This is a genomic window from Acidovorax sp. HMWF018 (assembly GCF_003061035.1).
In the GTDB taxonomy this organism is placed as follows: domain Bacteria; phylum Pseudomonadota; class Gammaproteobacteria; order Burkholderiales; family Burkholderiaceae_C; genus Acidovorax; species Acidovorax delafieldii.
Genome location: NZ_QAIM01000516.1, coordinates 1 through 1928, shown reverse-complemented (window position 1 = coordinate 1928; position 1928 = coordinate 1). Strand labels below are relative to the sequence as shown.

Below are 1928 nucleotides of genomic sequence, written 5' to 3'. Positions count from 1 at the left end.
AAGCACCTGTCCGAAAAGCTGCCCATCAGCCGCTGGCAGCGTGACCTGACCGACAGCACCGTGCTGCGCAACATGGGCGTGGCCCTGGGCTACGCCACGCTGGCCTATGCCTCGTTGCTCACGGGCCTGAACAAGCTCGAAATCAACGAAGAAGCCCTGGCCGAAGACCTGGACGCGTCCTGGGAAGTGCTGGCTGAACCCATCCAGACGGTGATGCGCCGCTTTGGAGTGCAGGGCGCCTACGAAAAGCTCAAGGAAGTGACGCGCGGCAAAACCGTGACGGCGGAAGCGCTGCACGGGCTGATCCAGTCGCTGGAAATTCCTCAGGCCGAAAAGGACCGACTGCTGGCGATGACGCCCGGCAGCTATGTGGGCAAGGCGGCCGAGCTGGCGCGTCGGGTGTAGCGCTACCTCCATGCGGCAGAGCGGTACACCCAAGAGAGCACCTGGATGACAGCGCCTTTCATTCGAGGGCGCTGGTCAAAGGAATCATTGTTTGCTCTGCTTGTTTTTGTCGTAGTTTCGGCAGTCGCGGCGGCGCTGTACGGCCCATACCTGGAAAATCCGTTTGTTTTTGACGACGGAAATCTCTTCTTCACCTCCCGTCTGACGACCGCGGCGGTTGAGCCCTGGGAGCTGCTTACCCGGTCGTTGCCGTACTTCACCCTGGGTTGGGTCGAAACACAATGGGGCACCATGGAAGCGCATCGGCTTATCAGCCTGGTGCTGCACGTTTTGGTCGCCTGGCAACTTTATCAATTGCTCAAGCAGATGCTCATTCTGGAGGGGCGCCGAAGCGAGCCGGCTGCCATAGCCCGTGAGCAGGCCTGCGCCATTGCAGCATTGCTGGCCGTTGTGTTTGTGGTGCATCCAGTGGCTGTCTATGCGGCGGGCTACCTGATACAGCGCACTACCGTCATGGCCGCGCTGTTCTCGCTGATCAGCTTGCGCTATTTGCTGATGGCCCTGCAGGAAGGTAGCCATGCCAGGGTGCTGCGTGCAGCGCTGATGTCATCTTTGGCCATGCTGTGTAAGGAACATTCAGTGACTGTGCCATTTGCAGCCTTGTCACTCGTTTTGCTGCTGGATCGGGTGGATCGACGAACGGTACAGGTCTGCTCCACGTTCATTTGCGCGAATTTGCCGGCCGTTGCCTTGGTGTTCAGCGTGGGGATGGGATTCGTTGGCCAGCCGTACGAACCCAGACTGAGCGATCTGACAGGTGAAATCTACGGCCTGCCTGCACTCCAAGGCCGCGGTGATCGGTGGCTATTTTCGGCCTACACGCAGGCCCAGCTGTACTACCAATACTGGCTGCAGTGGCTGATCCCCTCTACCACCAGAATGTCTGCAGACTTGAGGGTCGATTTTCTTCAACCCTGGACTTCCGTTCACGCTTTGCTGCAACTGGGTCTGTTTGTGGCGGTGCCTTCTGTGGTGGCAGGCCTTTCGCTGCGGACGGGCAAGCACCGTTTGTTCGCTTTTGGCCTCGCATTCAGCGCTTTGCTGTTTCTGGTTGAGTTCAGCCTTGTGCGCTTTCAGGAGCCGTACGTGCTCTACCGCAGTTATATCTGGGCCATTGGGTATGCTGCGACGGTCGCCGCTTTGGCACGACACCTTCCATGGCGTATGACACTTGCACTGAGCGTGCTGGTGATCCCTCTGTTGTTTGTACAGTCGCAAGACCGGCTGGAGAGCTTTTCTTCACGAGCAGCCCTCTGGGAAGATGCTGCAGCCAAACTCCCGAAACCTGAAGTTGCAGGAGCGAGCCGGATCCTCTTCAACCGGGGCAACGAGCGTTTCCAGAAGGGCAACGTTGAGGGAGCACTGTCGGATATCAGCAAGGCCATCGAACTGAACCCCGGAAACTCCAGCTTCTACCTCGCTCGCGCGGCCACGCTCACCCGGATGGGTCGCCCCCAAGAAGC

At 59.1% G+C, this 1928-nt stretch carries 1 protein-coding gene and 1 pseudogene; both read left to right on the top strand.

The genetic code is table 11. The annotated features are described in order from the left end of the window. Positions 1-405: pseudogene (locus tag DBR23_RS21995) on the top strand (adenylosuccinate lyase); the annotation flags it as partial. Between the two features lie 45 nt (positions 406-450). After that, positions 451-1928, top strand: a 1478-nt coding sequence (locus DBR23_RS21990; protein ID WP_146191403.1) for a hypothetical protein, incomplete at its 3' end; no start/stop codon positions are given.